The sequence below is a fragment of the Sphingobacterium sp. UBA6645 genome, from assembly GCF_002455685.1.
GTDB classification, from domain to species: domain Bacteria; phylum Bacteroidota; class Bacteroidia; order Sphingobacteriales; family Sphingobacteriaceae; genus Sphingobacterium; species Sphingobacterium hotanense.
This window is the reverse complement of sequence record NZ_DKLH01000073.1, coordinates 49229-63864: the sequence shown is the minus strand read 5'-3', so window position 1 is coordinate 63864 and position 14636 is coordinate 49229. Positions and strand designations below refer to the sequence as shown.

At 40.0% G+C, this 14636-nt stretch carries 13 protein-coding genes and 1 tRNA gene; 13 read left to right on the top strand and 1 reads right to left on the bottom strand.

Features of this window, described 5'->3' with window-relative positions:
- Position 1: 1 nt before the first annotated feature.
- From lptC to B2400_RS13315, 9 genes are all read left to right on the top strand, one after another.
- Positions 2-619: an LPS export ABC transporter periplasmic protein LptC gene (gene lptC / locus B2400_RS13355; protein WP_260043234.1), complete on the top strand. Its 618-nt coding sequence runs from the start codon at positions 2-4 to the stop codon at positions 617-619.
- Between the two features lie 161 nt (positions 620-780).
- Complete coding sequence (locus B2400_RS13350) at positions 781-2874, top strand: peptidylprolyl isomerase (protein WP_349681686.1); 2094 nt, start codon at positions 781-783, stop codon at positions 2872-2874.
- A 64-nt stretch (positions 2875-2938) separates the two neighbouring features.
- Positions 2939-3454 carry a DUF2480 family protein gene (locus B2400_RS13345; RefSeq protein WP_293934151.1) on the top strand — a complete coding sequence of 172 codons (516 nt, stop codon included), beginning with the start codon at positions 2939-2941 and terminating at the stop codon, positions 3452-3454.
- A gap of 30 nt (positions 3455-3484) precedes the next feature.
- On the top strand, positions 3485-4276 hold the full coding sequence (locus B2400_RS13340) for a DUF3108 domain-containing protein (protein ID WP_260043240.1): 792 nt from the start codon (positions 3485-3487) through the stop codon (positions 4274-4276).
- A 2-nt stretch (positions 4277-4278) separates the two neighbouring features.
- Entirely contained in the window at positions 4279-4845 is a 567-nt protein-coding gene (locus B2400_RS13335) for a DUF3109 family protein (protein ID WP_260043242.1), read from the top strand.
- A gap of 55 nt (positions 4846-4900) precedes the next feature.
- Positions 4901-5875 carry a polyprenyl synthetase family protein gene (locus B2400_RS13330; protein ID WP_293934146.1) on the top strand — a complete coding sequence of 325 codons (975 nt, stop codon included), beginning with the start codon at positions 4901-4903 and terminating at the stop codon, positions 5873-5875.
- Position 5876: 1 nt separating this feature from the next.
- On the top strand, positions 5877-6932 hold the full coding sequence (locus B2400_RS13325; RefSeq protein WP_293934144.1) for a TerC/Alx family metal homeostasis membrane protein: 1056 nt from the start codon (positions 5877-5879) through the stop codon (positions 6930-6932).
- Positions 6933-7173: 241 nt separating this feature from the next.
- Positions 7174-8355, top strand: a complete 1182-nt coding sequence (locus tag B2400_RS13320) for an aminopeptidase C (protein ID WP_293934142.1) — start codon at positions 7174-7176, stop codon at positions 8353-8355.
- 107 nt (positions 8356-8462) lie between these two features.
- Positions 8463-9719, top strand: a complete 1257-nt coding sequence (locus B2400_RS13315) for a thioredoxin family protein (RefSeq protein ID WP_293934140.1) — start codon at positions 8463-8465, stop codon at positions 9717-9719.
- Between the two features lie 150 nt (positions 9720-9869).
- Here the strand turns inward: B2400_RS13315 and B2400_RS13310 are convergent, their stop codons facing one another.
- Positions 9870-12017 (bottom strand): prolyl oligopeptidase family serine peptidase, encoded by a 2148-nt coding sequence (locus B2400_RS13310; protein WP_293934138.1) that lies wholly within the window; start codon positions 12015-12017, stop codon positions 9870-9872.
- Positions 12018-12098: 81 nt separating this feature from the next.
- On the opposite strand from B2400_RS13310, the gene B2400_RS13305 reads away from it, so the two are divergent.
- The 4 genes from B2400_RS13305 to B2400_RS13290 all read left to right on the top strand — a co-directional run bounded on the left by B2400_RS13305 (position 12099) and on the right by B2400_RS13290 (position 14533).
- The gene (locus B2400_RS13305) at positions 12099-12863 is read left to right on the top strand and encodes a UDP-2,3-diacylglucosamine diphosphatase (protein WP_293934136.1); all 765 of its coding nucleotides are present in this window, start codon (positions 12099-12101) and stop codon (positions 12861-12863) included.
- A 24-nt stretch (positions 12864-12887) separates the two neighbouring features.
- Positions 12888-13217 carry a DMT family transporter gene (locus B2400_RS13300; RefSeq protein WP_293934134.1) on the top strand — a complete coding sequence of 110 codons (330 nt, stop codon included), beginning with the start codon at positions 12888-12890 and terminating at the stop codon, positions 13215-13217.
- Between the two features lie 95 nt (positions 13218-13312).
- Entirely contained in the window at positions 13313-14386 is a 1074-nt protein-coding gene (gene prfA / locus B2400_RS13295) for a peptide chain release factor 1 (protein WP_149527248.1), read from the top strand.
- A gap of 73 nt (positions 14387-14459) precedes the next feature.
- Positions 14460-14533 (top strand) — tRNA-Asp (locus B2400_RS13290).
- Positions 14534-14636: the final 103 nt, after the last annotated feature.

Genomic DNA, 14636 nt, shown 5'->3' with positions numbered 1-14636 from the left:
TATGCATACATCTTGCATTAACATAAAGAAATTACGGATTTTGCCCCTAACAATTGTATTGCTAGGGGCAATCTTGTCATTTGCGTGCGAAAATGACATGAAAGATATCGACCGCATGGCCAATATGAAGAAAGAGGAAGCGGTGGATATCTCGAAACATGTAACTGTTATCTATAGCGATTCTGCTCGTGTGAAGGCTGAGCTTACGGCACCGGAGATGCGTGTTTATCATGATACTACCGGCCGGAACCAAGGGGATTATGAATTCAAAAAAGGGGTTAAGATTATTTTCTTCGACGAGTTTGCGAAAGAAAACCAACGCATTACCTCAAATTATGCGAAGCAGTATGCGGAAAGCGGTTTGATTGAATTTCGCAACAACGTGGTTTTAACGATGGAAAATGGCTCTATAGTCAAGACGGAGGAGCTTTTCTATGATGAGAAGAATGCGAAATACTACAATACGCTTCCGATCAGCATCGAATTTACGGATGGGCGCGGTCATATGCAGGGCACCTCATTTACTTCGGATGCGAATTTCAACAACGTAGAGTTTCAGGGCTCCACCGGTCTTTATTACATGAACTCGAACCAACAGTTTCCAGGGTTTGGGAACTAGCAGGTTTTGAAGCAATTGGGTACAGAAAAATTAGAACGAGCGGTTTAATAAATTATTACAATTTTTTTCATAAAAATTGTATCTTGCGCCTTGTTTTAGAAAAACAGGATTAATCAAAAAATTAAGCATTTAATAAAATTTAGAATACAGTTATGGGATTAATGAGCTATTTGCGAAACCGAGCGGGCTTAGTCATTTTCGTGATCGGTTTAGCAATCGTTGCGTTCTTACTAGGGGATATCATCAACATGGGTACTCCATTTTGGCGTAGCAGTCAAACTGAAGTAGGTAGTGTTAATGGTGAAGGTGTTGATTATAATGCGTTTAACCTACAGGTTGACCAAGCTAATGCGATGTATCAACAACAAATGGGCGGAAGCGTAACTCCGCAAATGCGTGGGTTTGCTGTTCAACAAGTGTGGAATCAATTTATTTCACAGGAGTTGTTGAAACAAGAGATTGAAAAAATTGGTATTGAAGTCGGCAAGGCGGAATTAAATAGCTTAATTTTTGGAAACAACCCATCTCAACAAATTTTGCAACAATTTGCAAATCCTGAGACTGGAAAAGTTGATGCAGCTTATATCAACTCTGTAATCGAGCAAGCGAAGACTAACCCTGAGGTTAGCCAACAATGGAATGCATTGCTTGAGTCGATTAAAAACGAGCGTTTGAATGAGAAATATTCTAATCTTGTAAACAACAGTATCTACACGACTTCTTTAGAAGCGGAATACGACTACAACTCTCGTAATAAATTAGCAAACTTTAAATATGTGATGTTAGATTACGCTTCAGTAAACGATGCGGAGATCAAATTGACAGATGCAGATTATAAAGAATATTACGATAAAAATAAAAATGCGTTCAAAAACGCGGAAGAGACAAGATCGATTGAGTATGTATTGTTCAATGCTAGTCCAAATGCAGCAGATTCAGCAACTGTATTAGCAAGTGTTCAGAAACTAAAAACTGAATTACAAGCATCGACAAGCGATTCATCATTTGTTTCTTTAAATTCTGACAACAAATACCCGGTAAAATATTATAGCAAAGGCCAAGTAAGCCCTGCATTAGATTCTACCGTATTCAATGCTGCTGCCGGTACTACGGTGGGTCCATTCTTGAGTCAGGGAGTTTACGAAATTGCGAAAGTAATTGACACAAAATTCAGTCCTGATTCCGTTACTGCGAGCCATATCTTATTGAACCCAGCTACTGAAGGTGGTGTTGACAAGGCATTAAAGAAAGCAGACTCGATTAAAAATTTAATTGTAAATGGTGGCAATATGGCTGCATTAGCGGTTGAATTCAGTGTTGATCCGGGAAGCAAAAACAATGGTGGTGAGCTAGGCACATTCACTCGTGGACGTATGATTCCTGAATTTGAGGAAGCTGCGTTCAGTGGTAAAGCCGGCGATGTCGTTGTTGTCAATTCAAACTACGGAGTTCACGTATTGAAAATTGAGAAACAAGTAGGAAATTCTAAGATTGCTAAGTTAGCGATCGTTGATAAGGCTATTGTTGCAGGTAAAGAGACAACGGATGCTGCTTATGCAAAAGCGAATACATTCTTTACAGCTATCAACAAAGATAACTTTGCAGATATCGCGAAGCAACAGAATGTAGCTCCACAAACTAATGAGCGTACTTTAGCGATGGACAATATGTTAGGTGCTGTGGAAGTTCCACGTGAATTAGTACGTTGGGCATACGAAGCGAAAGTTGGTGATGTATCAGATAAAATCTATGAGACGGAAACTGACTTTATCGTAGCTCGCGTTACTGGGGTACAGTCCAAAGGGCAACAGTCATTAGAGTCTGTTAAGACTTTAATTGAGCCAGTTGTGAAAAACTTAGTTAAAGCTAGAATGCTGAAAGAAAAAGTAAACAATGCATTAAATGGAGCTAGCTCTATTGATCAGGTTGCACAGAAATTAGGCAAGAATGCATTAACTGTAGAAAATATCGTATTAGCGAATCCGGTTATTCCTGGCGTAGCAGTAGAAAACGCTGTGGTAGGTACAGTTTTCGGATTGCAACCTAACAAGCCATCGAAAGCTATCGAGGGTAAACAAGGAGTTTATGCTGTTCAGGTGAATGGTTTCGTAAATCCAAAAGCTATTGCAACGGAAGAATTAGCGGCTCAACAAAAGCAAATTACAGCGGCGAAAGCGCAACGTTCATGGAGCGTAATTTTCAAAGCTTTACAAGACAATGCTAAGATTGTTGACAATCGTATTAAATTCTATTAACATAGAATAGTTAAATTTGTAGCTGGATAGCAATATGTTATCCAGCTTTTTTTATTTTTAAGAAATGGATATTCAAGAGAACATTATCAATAAGGTAGCACAGAGTGGTTTGATTACAGTTGATTTGGCGAATTACGCGCCAAAGGAGCCTATTGTTATCTATGACATCAAGGATAACCTTTTCCATGGATTGATTTTGAAGGAGAAGGATTTTAGAGAATTTATCAAAGGACATGACTGGTCGCAATATGCTGGACAGCATGTGGGCATTATCTGCTCCACAGATGCTATTGTGCCGACTTGGGCATATATGTTACTGACCACGAAGATGATGGAGCATGCGGTTTCTGTGCACTTTGGAGATGAGGAGACGGTTCGCGGGGCTTTGTTTGAGAAGTCTTTGTCGGGTATTGATTTCGAGCAATATCAGGATCAACGCATTGTCGTTAAAGGTTGCGGCGATATTGCAATTCCAGAGAGTGCCTTTGTAACCTTTACTGCTGCGTTAAGCACGCGCGCGAAGAGCATTATGTACGGTGAGCCTTGCTCGACTGTGCCGGTGTTCAAGCGGAAATCTTAAACTATTGATATTTTACGTCGTCATATTTGTATGAAAAGAATTTTTACGCTACTAGCCCTGTTTATTAGTTTAGGAACCGCGACCATTGCGCAAACTTTACCTCATTTATCAACCCCTACTTTTCAAGCTGGCGAGGTACTGAAATATAAATTAAAATACGGCATTATGTCTGCAGCGACAGGGACACTGTCTGTACAGAAATCAAAGCATAGTTTTGGTATGGAAGATCCTATACACTTACATGCTTTCGGCCAGACCTCTGGTGCTTTCTCGGCGTTTTATACCGTGAAGAATCAATATGATTCTTATATCAATAAAGATAACTACTTACCTATTCTCTACACGGAGAATATTCGGGAGAACAATTATCGTCGGGTAGAGTATGCTACTTTCGATCATAAGACCCGGAAGGTCAGCGGGAAGAAGGGAACATTTAGCAGCCCTACTTCGCAGACGTTTGACTTAGTTTCTGCCTATTATTTCTCGCGCAATCTTGATTTTTCGAGCTTAAGCAAGGGTGATAAGTTCAAGATTACGTATTTCTTGAACGATGAAGTTGCGCAGTTGGGTGTTGAGTATGTAGGGATCGAGAAGGTAAAATCTGTGCTGGGCGAATTGGAATGTATCAAGCTAAGTCCGGAAATAAGTCCGGGAAGAATTTTTAAAAAGAATAGTCGTTTGTATCTTTGGGTCACCAACGATGGCAACCGGATTCCTGTGAAAGCACAGGTCGATATCCTTATTGGCTCTGTGACTATGGAATTGGTTAGCGCTGATGGCTTAAAATATCCGTTGGGAAAACGAGTAAGTTATTCAAAGTAGAAATGATAGAAGTAGGTAATGTGCTTGTTCACGAGGATATCGTGAACAATGATTTTGTTTGCAACCTAAGCAAATGTAAAGGGGTTTGTTGTATTGAAGGCGATGCTGGCGCACCATTGACGGAGGCGGAGACTAAGATATTAGCAGACATCTACCCTATTGTTAAGCCGTACCTCACTGAAAAAGGAATACAAGCAATCGAGGAACAAGGCACGCATGTAATTGACGCTGATGGTGACCTAACGACCACTTGCGTTGACGGCAATAAGGAGTGTGCTTATGTGACTTGGGAGAATGGCATCACCAAATGTGCCATTGAGAAGGCTTATGAAATGGGCGAGGTCAGTTGGAAGAAACCTATTTCCTGCCACCTTTACCCTATCCGTGCCACCCATTACCCTGAATTTGATGTACTTCATTATGACCGTTGGTATATCTGCAAAGATGCCTGTACTTTTGGTCAGGAACTTAAAATTCCGGTGTATAAATTCTTGAAAGATCCTTTGATTCGAGAATATGGCGAAGAATGGTACAAAGAGCTTGAAAATACGTTAGCTTCTCAACCATAATTTTATTATTTTTATGGTCAATTTCAGTGATTACTGATGGTATTAAACCATTTTCATGTTAACATTAGACGAAATACAACTTCCTATAAAAGAACACCTGAAACGCTTTGAAAAAACATTCAAAGCGTCGATGCAAAGTTCGGCACCATTACTAGACCGTATTACGGGCTACCTAATTAAACAAAAAGGGAAACAGATGCGTCCGATGTTTGTTTTCTTTTCAGCAGGTGTTTGCGGAGGGATAACCGAATCTACCTATCATGGGGCTTCATTAGTAGAGTTGTTGCATACGGCATCGTTAGTTCATGATGATGTTGTGGATAATTCGAATGAACGCCGGGGTTTCTTTTCAATCAACGCTTTATGGAAAAACAAAGTTGCTGTTTTAGTTGGCGACTTTTTGTTATCAAAGGGTCTGCTGCTCTCGGTCAAGCATAAGGAGTTTGAGCTTTTGCGTATCGTGTCGGAAGCGGTTGAGCATATGAGCGAAGGTGAATTGTTGCAAATAGAGAAAGCGAGGCATTTAGACATTGAGGAGTCTATTTATTATGAGATTATCCGCAAGAAAACAGCTTCTTTAATTGCTTCTTGTTGTGCCTGTGGCGCATCTTCGGCAGGGGCAGATGAGGACACCGTTGAGAAATTGCGTTTGTTTGGCGAGAAGGTAGGTATCGCGTTTCAGATTAAGGATGATTTATTCGATTTTGGTCTTGATGATGTAGGCAAACCCGTTGGCAACGATATTAAAGAGAAGAAGATGACGCTTCCTTTGATTTATGCGCTGAATACCGTTGCGAAATCAGAAAGAAGAAAGATCATCAACTTGGTGAAGAACCACAATGAGGATTCCGAAAAAGTTGCGGAAGTCATTGAATTTGTAAAAACAAATGGAGGACTGGAATACGCGACTGAGCGTATGCTGCAATATCAGCAGGAAGCGTTCGACATACTAGCGACAATCCCTAATGGGGGCGAATATAAAACAGGATTGGAACAATTAGTAAGATTTACCACAGAAAGAAAAAAATAAGATGAGCCACGAAGCATTATTTATGATCGGATTTATAATTTTTATAATTCTGATGTTAGCAATAGATTTAGGACTGTTTTCCAAGAGCGACAAACCAGTATCCTTAAAAGTGGCAGCCATTATGAGTGCTATTTGGGTAGCATTTGCTTTGCTTTTTGGGTTATTGCTTTATAAATGGGGTAATGAACTCCATAATGTTCATGATATGGTCCGACTAAAGGAAATAGTCGCGAAGCACTTTCATAACATTAAGATCAATGAAAATGACCTAGCTGCGAGTTTGCAGCTTTACAATAAGAACTTGACATTAGAGTACCTGACAGGTTACGTCGTTGAATATGCGTTATCCGTTGATAATATCTTCGTCATGGTGTTGTTGTTCAGCTCTTTCGGAATTCCGGAGAAGTATTACCATAAAGTGTTAGTATGGGGTATCCTAGGTGCTATTATCATGCGTTGTATTTTCATCTTCGTAGGTGCGGCATTGATTACTAAGTTTGGCTGGATATTGTATGTCTTCGGGGCATTCTTAGTGTACACTGGTTTCAACATGTATATCAATAGAAACAAGGAAGAGGAAGTCGATCCTGAAAACCACCCGGTGGTGAAATTTGCTTCGAAGCATTTCAAAGTAACGCATAAGTTAGATCAAGGAAACTTCTTCCACGTGGAGAACGGTGTAAAATATATGACCCCATTGTTCTTGGTTTTATTGGTTATCGAGTTTACTGATTTAATCTTTGCGGTGGATTCTATCCCAGCAATTTTCTCAGTGACTAAGGATCCATACATCGTATTCTTCTCGAATATTTTTGCGATTCTTGGACTACGTTCCATGTTCTTCTTATTGATCAATATTATTCACAAGTTCCACTACTTAAAAGTGGGCTTAGCCTTCCTGCTTATTTTCATTGGTTTGAAGATGTTGCTTCATGGTTGGTTAAAAGATTGGGGATTCACCACTACCCATTCCTTGATCGTCATTATCGGAATTTTAGCATTGAGCGTCATCGCCTCGCTGATGTTCCCTAAGAAAAAAGAATTCGAAAATTCATAATATCAACGCCCTCTAATCAGAGGGCGTTTTTTTTTTCTGAAAGTGTCTGTTTTCAATGGCCATCAAGAAATTTCATGCCTGCTGGTGTTCCAATGGAAACATGAAAGTTTCTTTGCACTGCTATTCGGATTTGCTTTCTAATAAAAGTACCCACACATTGTGCTAATAATTTTACACATTTGATTAAGCACAATCTTTACTATTTTATATATTCGTGAACTTTAATAAAAATCACATACAAATGAATTGGAGCAAATCTATATTATTTGCGGCAGCGTTATTTGCCGTAACACAAACACAAGCTCAAGATAACTTAATCAATGCCTTAAAAGGGAATGCTAGTGATAATAGCAAAGAAGGTTTCAAATTTACGGAAGTCATTAACCTTGGTAATACCTCGATTAAAGATCAGGGTTCATCGGGTACATGTTGGTCCTACTCAGGAAACTCATTTCTTGAATCGGAGATGATTCGCATGGGCAAACAACCTGTTGAGATCTCTCAAATTTTTACTGCCCGTAACACGTATATTGAAAAGGCGAAGAACTTTGTACGCCTACATGGCGAGCAAGCACAGGGTGATGGCGGTCAATTACATGATGTATTGACCATCTTCAGAAAATATGGTGCTGTTCCTCGTGAAGCCTATACAGGTTTACCTGATGGACAGACGCGTAATAACTTCGGCGAGATGGGTCCATTATTGCAGGGCATTACAGAGAATGTAGCAAAAAGCAAAAAACCAAGTAAGGATTGGTTGAAAGCATTCACAGCAGCTATGGACTCTTACTTAGGTGAAGTTCCTGAATCATTCCAATACAATGGCAAGACCTATACTCCGAGAACTTTCGCTGATCAGGTTATCGGCATCAACCCGGATGACTACGTTGGTATTTCTTCATTTGATGAGCATGCATACTACAAACCATTTGTATTGTTGATTCCTGACAACTGGTCTTTCGAGAGCTTCTATAATGTAAAGATCAATGATTTAACAGACATCATCGACAATGCATTAGAGAACGGATATACCGTGGCATGGGCTACTGACGTATCTGAGAAAAGCTTTAGCTGGAAAAATGGAGTTGCTTTTGTTCCTGAGAAACCAATTGAACAAATGAGCAAAGAAGAAGTTGACAACTTATTCAACGGTCCGAAACCGGAGGCTTCCATCACGGCTGCACAACGTCAAGAGGCATTTGACAATTATACAACGACCGATGATCACGGAATGCACATCGTAGGATTGGTTAAAGATCAAACAGGCAAGGAATACTACATCGTTAAGAATTCTTGGGGCATTTCGAATGACTATAAAGGTTATATGTATGCTACAAAAGAATTTGTTCGTTATAAAACAATCTCTTTGTTATTACACAAGAAAGCTTTAACTAAGAATATGCAAAAACAGCTTGGTATTTAACTAAATTTAACAATAAGTATACAAAAGTCCTTGATTCCTCAAGGACTTTTTTTGTTTCTTATTACTATCTTTACCTTAACTATAAATTTTTAGTATAAACGTTGATTATGAAAAAGCTACTATTATTATTATTTACGATTCCTTTTCTGGCGATAGGACAAGACAAAGGGATTCACTTTGAGCACAATACGACTTGGGCTAAGGTAAAGGAGAAAGCGAAGGCGGAGAACAAATATATTTTCGTTGATGCTTTCACGACTTGGTGTGGTCCTTGTAAGTGGATGGCGAGTGAGGTTTTCCCTCAAGAAAAAGTAGGGACATTCTTCAATGAGAAGTTTGTGAACCTTAAAATCCAGATGGATCAGACAAAAGAGGATAATGCAGACGTCAAGTCATGGTATGAAGAGGCGAAGCGTTTTTCGAAAGATTATTCAATCAATGCATATCCTACATTTTTGATTTTCGACCCTAATGGGGAATTAGTTCACCGTATTGTTGGTGGCGCCGAAGCTGACGACTTTATTGTTAAGGCAGGCGAGGGATTAAATCCTGAGACCCAATTTGTGACTGTTGTTAAGAAATTCGAAGCCAATCCTAATGATGTAGCGATTGCTAAGGCAACAGCGGCAGCTGCGGAGAAAGCCTACGACAAGAATCTTCAAAAGAAAGCACAGGACGCAGTAATTGCAAACTCAAGCACAGATGAGTTATTATCGAAAGAAAATGCAGCATTCCTTTTAAAAAGTGCTTCAAACTCACAATCAAAAGCATTCAGCATTGTTCGTGAGAACAAAGAAAAGGTTGATGCAGCCTTAGGAGCAGGAAAAGCAGCTACAATATTAGCGAGCGCCATAGTTAATACAGAGATCGCTCCTGTTGTTTGGAATTCGGAAGAAGATAATCTAGCATCAGTTTTAGCAGAGGTAGAGAAAAAATACAGCGATATCAACATTATAGATCACATCTCTGGCTTTAAAACGCAGTATTATTTGAAAAAGAAAAATTACCCTGCTTTCAAAGAAGCTGTAGAAAGCTACATTGCCGCTGAAAATGGTAAAGTAGACCCTTCTACTCTAAATAGTTTTGCATGGTCAATTTTTGAGAACTGCGATGATCCTGCTTGCGTAGAAGCTGCATTAAGCTGGAGCAAGAAATCTATCGAGAACAATGAGGATCCGGCATTATTAGACACCTATGCGAATCTATTGCATAAGTCTGGTAAAACCAAAGAGGCTATTGAATGGCAAGAAAAAGCGATCGCGAAAGCCGACGCTGATTCGAAAGCAGATTATCAGTTAACCCTTGAGAAGATGAAAAAGGGTGAACCTACTTGGGGTACAGAAGAGGAACTCCTAATAAATTAAAATGTGAAAATTTAATATATTCAATTATGAAAAGAGGTGAACGCAATGTTCACCTCTTTTTTTTATGAAAGTGTCTGTATTCAAAAGCCATCAAGAACTTTCATGCTTGTTTGTGTTTCAAAATAGCATGATGAGGTTCTCGATTAATCTCTATTTAATATCCTTGTATTTGAGATTCATGTTTTGGAACATGAATGCCCATTTATCCGTTTGTTCTGCAATTACCATTTCAGTTGATTTACCTGCTCCATGGCCTGCTTTTGTGTCGATACGTATTAAGACAGGATTGTTTCCGGTATTGTATTCTTGCAGTCGCGCGGCAAATTTGAAAGAGTGTGCTGGCACGACACGGTCATCATGATCTGCCGTAGTTACCATCGTTGCGGGGTATGCCGTATTCGGTTTCAATGCGTGATAAGGCGAGTATTTGTATAGGTAATTAAACATTTCTGCGTTATCATCCGCCGTTCCATAGTCAAATGCCCAACCCGCACCAGCAGTAAATTTATGATAGCGCAGCATATCCAATACGCCTACCGCCGGGAAAGCTACTTTATAGAGATCAGGACGCTGAGTCATACATGCACCCACTAATAGCCCCCCATTGGATCCGCCTGCAATTGCTAGATGATCAGAGGAAGTATATTTTTCGGCAATCAAATATTCAGCAGCGGCTATAAAGTCGTCAAATACATTCTGTTTATTAAGTTTAGTACCTGCCACATGCCATGTTTCGCCATACTCGCCACCACCACGTAAGTTAGCTACCGCATAAACACCGCCTTGTTCTAATAAAATTAGCGTACTGGTGCTAAAGGACGGTGTCAAGCTGATGTTGAATCCACCATAAGCGTAAAGCATGGTTAGGTTTGTTCCGTCAAGCTTAATTCCTTTTTTATAGGTGATGATCATCGGTACTTTAGTACCATCTTTCGACGTGTAAAACACTTGCTTAGATTCGTAATTTGCTAAGTCGAACTTGATCGCTGGTTTTTTGTACACTTCCGATTTTCCAGAAGCGATATCGTACTTATAGATTGTTCCCGGGTTTACATAATTGGTGAAAGAATAATATAATTCCTTATCGGTTTTCTTTCCGCCGAAGCCAGAAGCCGTTCCAATGCCTGGAAGTTCAATTTCACGTTCTAATTTACCAGTTTTATCAAATTGTTTGACCTGAGAGATCGCGTCCCTTAGATAAGTTGCGAATATTTTATCGCCCGCAAGAGAAGCGCTCAATACGTTTTCAGTTTCGGGAATCAGATTTTTCCAAGTGGACGGCGTTGGATTTGCTACTTCGGTCTGTACGACGCGACCATTTGGTGCATCGAGTTCTGTATAGATCAGTAATTTGGAACCGTCGTTATCTAAGATTGTATGGTTTTTCTCCATATTATCTACAACCGTAACAAATGCAGAAGTCGGATTGGTTAAGTCTTTGACATAAAGCTCATTTCCAGAAGTCGTATTCGCCGCTGTAACAACCAAGAAGCGTTCATCCTCTGTTAAATAGCCTCCCACGTAACGTCTAGGTGTAGTCGGGCCACCAAATACAAGTTCGTCGGTATTTTGAGGAGTATTCAACTTGTGGAAATATAACTTATGTTGATCGGTCATCGCAGAAAGTGCTGAACCTTCCTTAGGCTTATCATAAGAGCTATAGTAGATCCCCTCATTTCCTTTCCATGCAAGTCCAGTAAACTTGACATCGACTAAGGTATCACCGACTACGGTTTTATCTTCAGCATTCAGAATGATCACCTTGCGCCAGTCTGACCCTCCTTCTGAAATCTGATAAGCTACAAGTGATCCGTCTTTGCTGAAGTCCACTCCGGCCAAGGAGGTTGTTCCATCATCTGAGAATTTGTTCGGATCTAAGAATACCTCTTCCGTACCGTCCTCCCCTTTCTTTCTATAAAGCACATGTTGGTTTTGCAGCCCATTGTTCTTATAGTAGTATATGTATTCTCCTTCTTTAAATGGTGCTCCCTCCTTTTCATAGTTCCAAAGATTTTCGAGTCGCTTGCGAATCTGTTCGCGATATGGAATCTGCGACAGATAGTCGTCAGTCACTTCGTTTTCTGCTTTGATCCAGTTCTTGGTGTCTGCAGAGAGATCGTCTTCTAACCAGCGATAAGGGTCGTCGACCAGTGTTCCGAAATAATTGTCCTGTTGGGTTCCTTTTTGGCTTGTTGGATAGGGTTTCACGCTAATATCAGTTTTTGAATCAATGGTTTTTTCCTGTTGACAAGCGGTAATACTGAAAACAAGGATACCATAACCTAAGATTTTCTTCATAATTATTTGCATTAGTTCAAAACAAAACTAATGAAATAATCGACTGTTCAAAAAAGCATTATTTGATAATAAATATTAATTATGGTAGTTTTGGCGTTCATGAGCGCTCGCGATAAAATATATTTTGCTTCAGATTTTCATTTGGGTTCCTATCCCAAAGAAGCGAATATTTCGCGAGAACAAACTATCATCCGCTGGCTGGATGCTATTAAGCTGGATGCTAAGGAGCTTTACCTAGTAGGCGATATCTTTGATTTTTGGTTTGAATACCGCACTGTCGTGCCTCGAGGTTATATCCGTTTTCTGGGCAAACTCGCCGAACTAGCCGACTTAGGCGTAAAGATTACGCTTTTTAAGGGCAACCACGATATGTGGATGTTTGATTATTTTAAAAATGAACTGGGCGCGGAAATTGTATCGGACGAATTGGAAGTTACTTATAATGGTAAGAAATTCTATATACATCATGGGGATGGCCTGGGTCCCGGCGACAAGAAATATAAATTTTTGAAGCAGTTTTTCCGTAGTCCATTCTGCCAATGGCTATTTGCCCGCCTACACCCAAATCTCGGGATTGGTATTGCTCAGCGCTGGTCGAAACATAGCCGTATCGCTAATAACGAGGACGAGCAATTTCTAGGCGAGGATCGGGAATGGCTAATTATCTATGCTAAAGAGCTGCTCAAAAGCAAAGAATACAATTATCTCATCTTTGGCCACCGCCATCTGCCTTATGACATCAGCTTATCCGATCGCACTAGAATCATCAATTTGGGTGAGTGGATTAATTTCTATACCTATGCGGTTTGGGACGGAGAAGAGCTTCAGCTGAAAACCTGGAAATAACACACAACAATTAATAGCATAAGAATGAATTGGATATTACTTATCATTGGTGGACTGTTTGAGGTCATGTTTACCTTTTGTATCGGTAAAGCAAATGACGCCGTTGGATCGGAAAAATGGTTATGGTACTTGGGTTTTCTAATTTCTGTTTCTATAAGTATGGGTCTGTTGATCAAAGCGACCAGTACCCTGCCGTTGGGCACAGCTTATGCGGTTTGGACAGGCATTGGTGCTGTAGGAACGGTTTTAATGGGTATTTTTATATTCAAGGAACCTGCAGAATTTTGGCGCATATTCTTTATCGTGACATTAATTGCATCCATTGTTGGACTTAAAGCAGTTTCTTCACACTAGAAAAGAAGAAAAAAAAGATAAAATTTAGTTATTTTTGTCGATTAGTTCGCCTAATCAATGCATTAGGGGCACTATGGGAAACGAATTACACAGATATGTTAGAGAAATTACAAGCGATAAAAGAAAGATGGGAAGAGGTTGAGGCTGAATTAAGCAATCCGGATACCATCAGCGATATGAAGCGTTTTGCGAAACTAAACAAGGAATACAAAGACTTGTCAAAAATCGTAGAGCAATATCATATTTATAAAAATATAGTTAGCAACATCGACACGAACAAAGATATTTTAGCGAATGAGAAAGATCAGGAGCTACGTGAGATGGCAAAAGAAGAGTTAGATATTCTATGGACAGATAAGGAAGAGAAAGAGGAAGAAATCCGCTTAATGTTGATTCCGAAAGATCCTGAGGATGCTAAGAATGCTATTATTGAGATCCGTGGTGGTACGGGTGGTGATGAGGCTGCTTTATTTGCGGGCGATCTTTACCGTATGTACACTCGTTATTTCGAGACTAAAGGCTGGAGAAACGAGGTAATGGATGTTACTGAGGGTACTTCTGGCGGTTATAAAGAGGTGATTCTTAAGGTGATCGGCGATGATGTTTATGGTCAGCTTAAATATGAATCAGGTGTTCACCGCGTGCAACGTGTTCCGGATACCGAGACTCAAGGTCGCGTTCATACTTCTGCTGCATCAGTAGCGGTTCTACCGGAAGCTGAAGAGGTGGATGTGGAGATTAACCCGGGCGATATTGAGATGCAGACATCGCGTTCTGGTGGTGCTGGTGGTCAGAACGTTAATAAAGTAGAGACAAAAGTGCAATTGACCCACAAACCAAGTGGTATTGTTGTTGTCTGTCAAGTAGAGCGTTCGCAATTGGCGAACCGTGAGTTGGCGATGGAGATGTTACGTAATAAGCTTTACGAACTTGAGGTTCAGAAAAAACATGGTGATGTTGCAGCGAAGCGTAAGACGATGGTTTCTACAGGAGACAGATCTGCAAAAATCAGAACTTACAACTATCCACAAGGTCGTGTAACAGAACACCGTATCGGTTTGACAATGTATAATCTTCCGAGCATTATGGACGGTGATATTCAGGATATTATCGATGCATTACAGTTTGCTGAGAATGCAGAAAAGATGAAAGAAGGCGCTGTAGAGTAAGAATTTTCAAAATTTTATTAGCGAATATAGAAATAAACACTATATTTGCACACCTTCTCAAAAGAAGGGCAATGGTCTGGTAGTTCAGCTGGTTAGAATACATGCCTGTCACGCATGGGGTCGCGGGTTCGAGTCCCGTCCAGACCGCTAAAAATAAGGAGAGTGCGTTACTCTTTTCAATGAAGGGAAACCTTTGACAAAGTTCTTTAACAACAATTAAAAAGATTTAAGGTCTGGTAGTTCAGCTGGT

Bases quoted from the DNA above. Each gene is read 5' to 3' on its own strand.
- lptC (WP_260043234.1), top strand. From the start codon at position 2: ATGCATACATCTTGCATTAACATAAAGAAATTACGGATTTTGCCCCTA.
- B2400_RS13350 (WP_349681686.1), top strand. From the start codon at position 781: ATGAGCTATTTGCGAAACCGAGCGGGCTTAGTCATTTTCGTGATCGGT.
- B2400_RS13345 (WP_293934151.1), top strand. From the start codon at position 2,939: ATGGATATTCAAGAGAACATTATCAATAAGGTAGCACAGAGTGGTTTG.
- B2400_RS13340 (WP_260043240.1), top strand. From the start codon at position 3,485: ATGAAAAGAATTTTTACGCTACTAGCCCTGTTTATTAGTTTAGGAACC.
- B2400_RS13335 (WP_260043242.1), top strand. From the start codon at position 4,279: ATGATAGAAGTAGGTAATGTGCTTGTTCACGAGGATATCGTGAACAAT.
- B2400_RS13330 (WP_293934146.1), top strand. From the start codon at position 4,901: ATGTTAACATTAGACGAAATACAACTTCCTATAAAAGAACACCTGAAA.
- B2400_RS13325 (WP_293934144.1), top strand. From the start codon at position 5,877: ATGAGCCACGAAGCATTATTTATGATCGGATTTATAATTTTTATAATT.
- B2400_RS13320 (WP_293934142.1), top strand. From the start codon at position 7,174: ATGAATTGGAGCAAATCTATATTATTTGCGGCAGCGTTATTTGCCGTA.
- B2400_RS13315 (WP_293934140.1), top strand. From the start codon at position 8,463: ATGAAAAAGCTACTATTATTATTATTTACGATTCCTTTTCTGGCGATA.
- B2400_RS13310 (WP_293934138.1), bottom strand. From the start codon at position 12,017: ATGAAGAAAATCTTAGGTTATGGTATCCTTGTTTTCAGTATTACCGCT.
- B2400_RS13305 (WP_293934136.1), top strand. From the start codon at position 12,099: ATGGTAGTTTTGGCGTTCATGAGCGCTCGCGATAAAATATATTTTGCT.
- B2400_RS13300 (WP_293934134.1), top strand. From the start codon at position 12,888: ATGAATTGGATATTACTTATCATTGGTGGACTGTTTGAGGTCATGTTT.
- prfA (WP_149527248.1), top strand. From the start codon at position 13,313: ATGTTAGAGAAATTACAAGCGATAAAAGAAAGATGGGAAGAGGTTGAG.